Consider the following 7,568-nt stretch of genomic DNA (forward strand, 5'->3'; position numbering starts at 1 on the left):
TTGACCTACCGCGAGATTGCCGGGCTGCTGGATATCTCCCCGAAGACGGTCGAATCGCAGATGAGCCGGGCCCTCAAACTCCTGCGGGAAGCCCTTAGTGCATATTCACCTGTTTCAAAATCAGGCTAGCCTGTAGTAAAGCTTGGCAACATCCATTTAATGTATTTAATGCAGTCCGGATTGTTAGCAAATGATTTTTTACAGGGTGGATGTTTTTGTAGTTGTACTAATTAGTAGAAGCGACAAAGAAAATGTAGAGATAATACGATGAATTGGAATTTGCTGCACAGATACTTAACAGGGGAATGTACCCCCGAACAGCGTCAGCAGGTGGAGTCTTGGCTGGAGTCGGACCCCCGCAACCGAGAGTTTATGAATTCGCTGGAACGAATCTGGTCGGTGGAGCCGGCCCCGGAAACGCAGGTGGATGCACGGGCGGCCTGGGAGGAGTTCGAGACCCGGATGGTGCCGGTTGCTGTCCGGCAGCGACCCAGCCGGGGCGGGGATTATGCCCGGATGATTGCGTACGGGTTGTCAGCGGCGGCGGTGATCTTGGTGGCGTTCCTGTTTTTCCAACAGGTTCCGGCCGGGGAGCAGTCTCCTCCGGGACCGGTGGCGACCAGCCAGGAAATTGTGACCGAACGGGGCCAGCGGACCACGGTTCGGTTGGGCGACGGTACACGGGTCCAGTTGAATGCAGACAGTCGTTTGCAGATTCCCGGCGACTACCTGCAGTCGGGCCGCCAGGTGCGTCTGCAGGGAGAGGCCTATTTTGAAGTGGAGCCGGACCCGGATCAGCCGTTTTTGGTGCACACCCAGGGGACCTACACCAAGGTACTGGGGACAAAGTTCGGGGTTCGCGCATATCCGGAAGATGCCCGGGTACAGGTGGTAGTGACCGAGGGCAAGGTGGAGCTGGGCCGTCCTTCGGGAGGTATCGGAGCCCGGCAGCTGACCCGCAACCAAGTGGGCGTACTGCTGGCAGGGGGGGAGACCAGGGTCTCCGAGCAGGCGAACCTGCAGCCGTACCTAGGATGGACCGAAGGACGGCTGGTGTTCGAGGATACCCCATTTTTGGAGGTGCGTAGGCAGCTGGAGCGCTGGTATGACATACAAATAACCCTGGCCGATTCCACGCTGGGACAACGCCGCCTGACGGCGAGTTTTAGCGGGGAACCGATGACGGAGGTGCTCAGTATTGTGGCCCTTTCTACCGACATGAGTTACACGCGGGAACGACGGGCTGTCACTTTTCGGGACCGAAGTCGGTACGAGTCTGACAGTGAGTCCACCGGTAATTGAGGTTCTCCCTGAGATCCCCTGCTGACCCCTACGGCCCTCACGGGGCGCGGGGACGACGGGACAGGGGGCGGCAATAGGGGATGATTGAAAGGGAGATAGCAAAAGGAGCCAGTAGTAATATTAACTAAACAGAGGATTAATGATGAATTGGGATAGATACAACAACTTGGTGAAAATTCTGGAAAGGATTATACCGATATGTTTGACGGTGATGCTGTTAGTGATTCCGGCCTTTGCCCAGAAAGGTGATGACCAGATGGCTAGTGCAGATAAAAAATATGGTGATATACAGCTAACGGAAGAAATACAGGCCTCATCACTACTTAACAAGATTATAAGTCTTGATTTAAAAGGAGTGACACTGGAGCAGGCCTTAAAAAAAGTTTCGTCTGAAGCTGAGCTAAAGCTTTCATATAGCACCCAGCTTGTGCCTGTACAAGAAGAAATAAATCTTCAGGTCAATCAGGTTACAGTTAATCACGCATTATGGAAGATACTGGAGGGTACCGGGCTGCGGTTTGCAGTTTCTCCCAATAAGCATTTGGTAATAATGAACAGGAACCCAAAGACGGATCCACAGAAAAAGGGGGTGCTTGAGACAGTGTCAGGTCAAGTTGTTGATGCCAGTACGAATGAATCGCTTCCGGGGGTTAACATTATCCTGAAAGGAACAAGTACCGGTACTTCTACTGATGCGGAAGGCAGGTTTGAGTTAAATGTTCCTTCCCTTCAGGACACACTTATGTTTTCTTTTATCGGCTACCAGACCCTGGAAATGCCGATTAATGGGCAGACTCAGCTTGAAGTCGTAATGCAACCACAGGCTGTAGCAGGTGAAGAGCTAATTGTAACAGGATACATGCAACAGCAAAAAGCCGATCTGACAGGTTCAATATCGGTAATTGAGTCAGATGAGGTAGAAGGCAATCAATACTCCAATGTATCGAAAGCATTACAGGGAAAAGTTCCCGGTATGCAAATAACAACGGACGGAGATCCGGTTGGCAATGCGGAGATTCAAATACGAGGTATAACATCGGTAAATGCCAATCCCCCGCTGATTGTGGTAGACGGGATGCCTACCCAGCTTAATCTGAATGATCTGAATTCCGGAAATATAGCTTCAATTCAGGTCTTAAAAGATGCAGCTTCGGCGAGTATTTATGGTTCAAGAGCGGCGAGCGGTGTCATACTCGTAGAAACCAAAAAAGGACAAAGAGGAGACACCGAAATCAATTATCGCGGGTCGATTGGCGGATCCAGCATAATGAACCGGCCAGACATGCTTAATACGCAACAATACGGAGAAGCACTGTGGCGTGCAGCTATTAATGATGGACTGGATCCGGATCAGCAAACACAGCTTTACTCCTATGACTGGAGCACAAACAGCGATGGCCTGGCCCAGTTGAATAGTGTGACACCGCGGGAGTGGCTAAACCCGGAACAGACCATGCCTTCTGCAGATACGGATTGGTTTGACGAGGTACTGCAAACGGGCCTTCGTCAAAAACATCAAATTACCGTTTCAACCGGAACTGAAAATTCCAGGACCATGTTTTCTGCTGACTTTTTCCAAAATGAGGGGACCGTCATGCATAGCGGGCTGGACCGCTATACTGTTCGGTTGAACACGGATTTTAATTTGATAGATAATGTATTGCGTATTGGAGAAAATGTGTCATTATCCCACAAAACGTTTCGAAGCGGGGTAAACGGCTCCATTCGCAATATGCTTATTATGCCGCCCATTGTTCCTGTTCGTACCAATACCGGTGAATGGGGCGGAACATCGTATTACTATGGTATGGACGATTATAACAACCCGGTCAGGGAATTGACCATCGGCAAAGATAACAAGAACAACCAGTCAAAGTTGGTGGGGAGTGTATTTGTTGAGTTTTCTCCGGTAGAAAATCTTCTGTTTAAAACACAGGCCGGAATGGACTATACTGATGGTTATTTCAGGCACGTAGATTATACCTGGCAAGAGGGCGGAGGTAAACAGGATACACAGAATGGGGTCTCCAATAATTACTACCACAATTTGGATATGACCCTGACTAACACGGTGAATTACAATACGACCTTCAGCAATTACCATGATATCAGCCTGGTGGGAGGTATAGAGATATTTAAAAACAGTTCCCAGAATTTTAATGCCTACCGGCAGGATATTGAGATCGAAAACCGGGATTACGCTTTTCTGAATACAGCTACTGGAAATTTAAGCGCAAACGGTAGTGGAGATGAGTTGTCAATGGTCTCATACTTTTCAAAAGTAAACTACAATTTTGACTCCAGGTACCTGCTTTCAGCTACAGTGCGTTATGATGGCGCCTCAGTCTTTGGTACCAACAGCAGATATGCACTGTTCCCGGCAGCGAGTGTGGGATGGCGACTGAGTAATGAAGAGTTTATTGGAGATAATAGCATTATATCGGAGCTCAAAATTCGGGCGAGCTGGGGAGTAAATGGGAATTCAAACATCCCTACGAATGCCCGCTTCAACTACTATGATGCCGATTACTACTCAACAGCATATGCAATAGAGGGGAATCAAACGGGCCAACTCGCATCAGGGTATCGAAAAATTCAAACTGGAAATGAAGATCTGCAATGGGAAGAGACAACGCAGTTTACCCTGGGTGTGGATTTTGGTTTTTATGAAGGCAAGTTAACAGGGTCAATTGATCTGTACGATAAAGATACCGATGGAATGTTATTCTATCCCCCTTTCCTCGGTGCAGCCGGAGAAGGGGCCGGGCAATGGGTAAATGCCGCTGACATGATTAACAGGGGAGTTGAATTCCAGGTTAATTACATGAACAGCCCCAGTATGGAATTTGACTACTCCATTGGCCTGAATTTGAGTTCCAACAGAAATACGATTGATAATTTGCCCAATTCTGTCAGGTTTGCCTACGGCGGTAATGGCATTGACGACGACATCCAGGGGAGACCGCTCAATTCCTATTACGGTTTTGTTGCCGATGGTATTTTTAAAAGCCAGGAAGAAGTGGATGCCCACGCGGCACAAACCGGTAAGGGACTCGGAAGAATCCGGTATAAAGATCTGAACGGGGATGGAGAAATAACCTGGAATGATGACCGAAAATGGATAGGGAACAGCGATCCCGATTTAATATATGGGGTCAATTTCGACAGCAATTATAAAAATTGGGACTTTACGATGTTCTGGCAGGGAGTTCTCGGCAACACCGTCCGCAACGACTGGAAAACCTATAGTGACTTCTGGAATGTCTGGACCCAGGCGGGATTCAACCATTCAACTCGCGTGCTCGATGCCTGGTCTCCACAGAATCCCGATTCAGATATCCCCGCCCTCTCACTGTCGAACGCAAATGACGAGCGAAGACTTTCGACCTACTTTATGGAGTCGGGAGCTTATCTAAAGCTCAGAAATATTGAGCTGGGTTTTACAATTCCATCTGATGTCAGGTCCAAAATTGGGGCTGAAGACCTGCGCCTTTTTGTTAGTGCCCAAAACATCATCAACATCAAAAAGTGGTGGGGAGATGACGCCTATACCGGACCTTATCCAGAAAACGCAACGAAAGCCGGTGAGTACTCCAACCCGTATATGCGGCCCCAAATTTTTTCTGCTGGTATAGATGTGACATTCTAAAAAATTTTAATTCGACAATTGTATTTAGCTATGAAAAACTTCAAAACATATTTTGTTGTAGTATTGTCAGCTATTGTATTGACAAGCTGTGGAGACATGTTAGATGTCGAGCCCAAGGGTGTGGTAACCGAGGAGCAGGTTAGCGAGCCCGAATCTCTTGAGGGACTGGTAACTGCTGCCTACGCTTTCACCCCGAAAGCTTCGCCGTGTTGTGCTGAGTTTATGTCATTAAATCCCTGGATAGCAAGTGTCCGCTCTGATGATGCGTATAAAGGAGGCGGGGGACTGGATGATCAAACGCCATGGTACCAAATGGAGACGTTTTCACTGGTTTCCAGCAGTATTGGCAACAACAACGGGGTCTGGAAAAATGGCTATCACGGTATTGCAAGAGCGAATGAAGCGATCTCTAAAATTCAAGAGGTTGACGAAAGCGAATTTCCCGTCAAGACCACCCGCCTGGCAGAGATGCATTTTATCAGGGCATGGCTTCATTACAAGCTTAAAATTCGTTATCGCTGGATACCATACGTCCCAGAAGGGTTGACCCAGCAGGAGATAGAAGAGATCCCCAACAGGCGACCTGATGCGGAAAACGATATGTATATCTGGCAGCATATCTTGGACGATTTCAAATATGCCAGTGAAAATCTGCCGGAAACACAGGAGGATGACGGGCGGGTCAACAAAGCCACGGCAGATGCTTTTATCGTAAAAACCCTGCTTTGGATGGCCTATCCGCAGGATGACAATCACCAGCTGACAAATATTAATACCAGCAGGCTTGAAGAGGCTCTAACCTACGCTAATGAAATCATTAATAGTGGCCAGTATAGCCTGGCAGAAGATTTTGCCCATAATTTTATGTACGAGTGGGATAACCAATCGCCGGAAGTGTTGTGGGAGTTGCAATTTTCTACAGATGACGGGACACCGAATGGTAACCTGAATGAAGGAAATTCTCTTACCACTCCCTGGTGGTCTCCCTATTTTAGTTGCTGCGACTTCCACAAACCGTCTTTTAACATGGTAAATGCATTCAAGGTGGATCAAAATGGTTTGCCGATGTTCGATACGTTTAATGATGAATCAGCTCAAGGGAGCTATAACAACTATTTCTCCAATAACACGTTTGATCCCCGAATAGGACATACGGTAGCCATTCCCGGCCTTCCCTGGAAATATTAGAATCAACAGAATCCGGTTCTCTTTGACAGTGCCGGTTCACGACAACCTGATGTCTATGGATATTTCCATTCCTTGAAAGAGAATGTGAGAACGGACAGCCCGGGTCTGGTAGATCTTTTTTGGATGCATAATTCTAAAAACCAGGCCGTAGTACGTTACGATGAAGTTCTGTTGATGAAAGCTGAAATACTTATAGAACTTGGACGACACGATGAAGCTTTACCAATAATTAACCAGATAAGGCAGCGTGCTTCCAACAGTACGGGAATGCTGACATTTACGGATGGAAGCCCGACCCTGGACTATAACATTGAAACGTATCAGGACGGGGTAAATATAAATTGGACCCAGCAGAATGCCCGAAAGGCTTTGCGCTGGGAACGACGTCTGGAACTGGCCATGGAAGGGCGGCGCTTCTTTGATCTTGTACGGTGGGGCATCGCCGAAGAGGTCATGAACGATTACTTCGAAAAAGAAAGAGAACGACGGCAGTGGCTGAGTGTCGCTGAATTTCAATCGGGCCGTGATGAATACCGGCCTATTCCGCAAGAACAGCTGAATCTGTCAGAAGGAGTATATACTCAGAATCCCGGCTACTGATGTAACCATTCAAAAAAGGACGATTTGGATCTCTAATGATGCCTGAGTTGTAGATGCCACTTGCTGGGCACGATATAATTCAGGCATCACTTTTAATTTAAAGCAAGTGTACCCATTTAAGTGTGGGGTATATTTAGATGTTATGTGAGCATCGGATAACCGTTTAAAAAGCATTAATGAGAACTCTCTCCTTTAAGGTGCCCAAATCCCTTTGCGGAATGTGAGCGGACGATTTCCGTGATAGCAGTTATGTATTTTTGCCAACTTATTGAAATATCCGGGTCTTATGTCTAACTCACATCAATTTGAGGAACACGCGGTACCGACATAAGTATCAGGAAGAAGACGTTACTACTGCTACTGTTGCAAGGTTAAAATTTGCGGAAGTTTACTTATGTACGACCGTCAGGCAGTCCGTGCAGTGGACTCGTCATGTCCTGAATTGGAACGGGTGAAATAACTTAGTTCTATTAATTAAAAGTTTTTACTCAAGGTGAATTTTCGGACGTGGATATTTCTTGAATATTATAAACTCTCATAAATACTGTGCATTCCTCTCCATTTCTGGGACCATATTCAAAATTTTATGTTGAAACAATGTACTTCATCATTGCCATTAAATTATGAGCATACTACTATTTCTACTATGGTTATCATGGATAGTGATTTTTATAATAATTTAATCTGAAATCTAAATTGCCGATCGTAAAACCAGGGATTGAGGGGATATGTCTGATGTTTGCGATGAACGAGTAAGCGAATGGGTACGGCGCATTCGTGAGGGGGACCGGTCCTCGTTCCGGGAGCTGTTTTTGGCCCTGTATGAGCC

5 protein-coding genes are annotated in these 7,568 nt (G+C 47.0%); all 5 read left to right on the forward strand.

Going from position 1 to position 7,568, the window contains the following annotated elements:
* On the forward strand, nt 1–129 hold the full coding sequence (locus tag ACG2E4_RS17985) for a sigma factor-like helix-turn-helix DNA-binding protein (RefSeq protein WP_395262513.1): 129 nt from the start codon (nt 1–3) through the stop codon (nt 127–129).
* Nucleotides 130–267: 138 nt separating this feature from the next.
* Entirely contained in the window at nt 268–1,302 is a 1,035-nt protein-coding gene (locus ACG2E4_RS17990; protein WP_395277453.1) for a FecR domain-containing protein, read from the forward strand.
* A gap of 256 nt (nt 1,303–1,558) precedes the next feature.
* Nucleotides 1,559–4,951 (forward strand): TonB-dependent receptor, encoded by a 3,393-nt coding sequence (locus ACG2E4_RS17995; protein WP_395277454.1) that lies wholly within the window; start codon nt 1,559–1,561, stop codon nt 4,949–4,951.
* Nucleotides 4,952–4,981: 30 nt separating this feature from the next.
* Nucleotides 4,982–6,139 carry a RagB/SusD family nutrient uptake outer membrane protein gene (locus tag ACG2E4_RS18000; protein WP_395277455.1) on the forward strand — a complete coding sequence of 386 codons (1,158 nt, stop codon included), beginning with the start codon at nt 4,982–4,984 and terminating at the stop codon, nt 6,137–6,139.
* 123 nt (nt 6,140–6,262) lie between these two features.
* Nucleotides 6,263–6,739: a RagB/SusD family nutrient uptake outer membrane protein gene (locus ACG2E4_RS18005; RefSeq protein ID WP_395277456.1), complete on the forward strand. Its 477-nt coding sequence runs from the start codon at nt 6,263–6,265 to the stop codon at nt 6,737–6,739.
* Nucleotides 6,740–7,568: the final 829 nt, after the last annotated feature.

It is taken from the genome of Halalkalibaculum sp. DA384 (assembly GCF_043951955.1).
GTDB lineage: Bacteria > Bacteroidota > Rhodothermia > Balneolales > Balneolaceae > JAMQKA01.

Excerpts from the sequence above, each read along its gene's own strand:
- ACG2E4_RS18000 (WP_395277455.1), top strand. The coding sequence starts at position 4,982 with ATGAAAAACTTCAAAACATATTTTGTTGTAGTATTGTCAGCTATTGTA.
- ACG2E4_RS17995 (WP_395277454.1), top strand. The coding sequence starts at position 1,559 with ATGGCTAGTGCAGATAAAAAATATGGTGATATACAGCTAACGGAAGAA.
- ACG2E4_RS18005 (WP_395277456.1), top strand. The coding sequence starts at position 6,263 with ATGCATAATTCTAAAAACCAGGCCGTAGTACGTTACGATGAAGTTCTG.
- ACG2E4_RS17990 (WP_395277453.1), top strand. The coding sequence starts at position 268 with ATGAATTGGAATTTGCTGCACAGATACTTAACAGGGGAATGTACCCCC.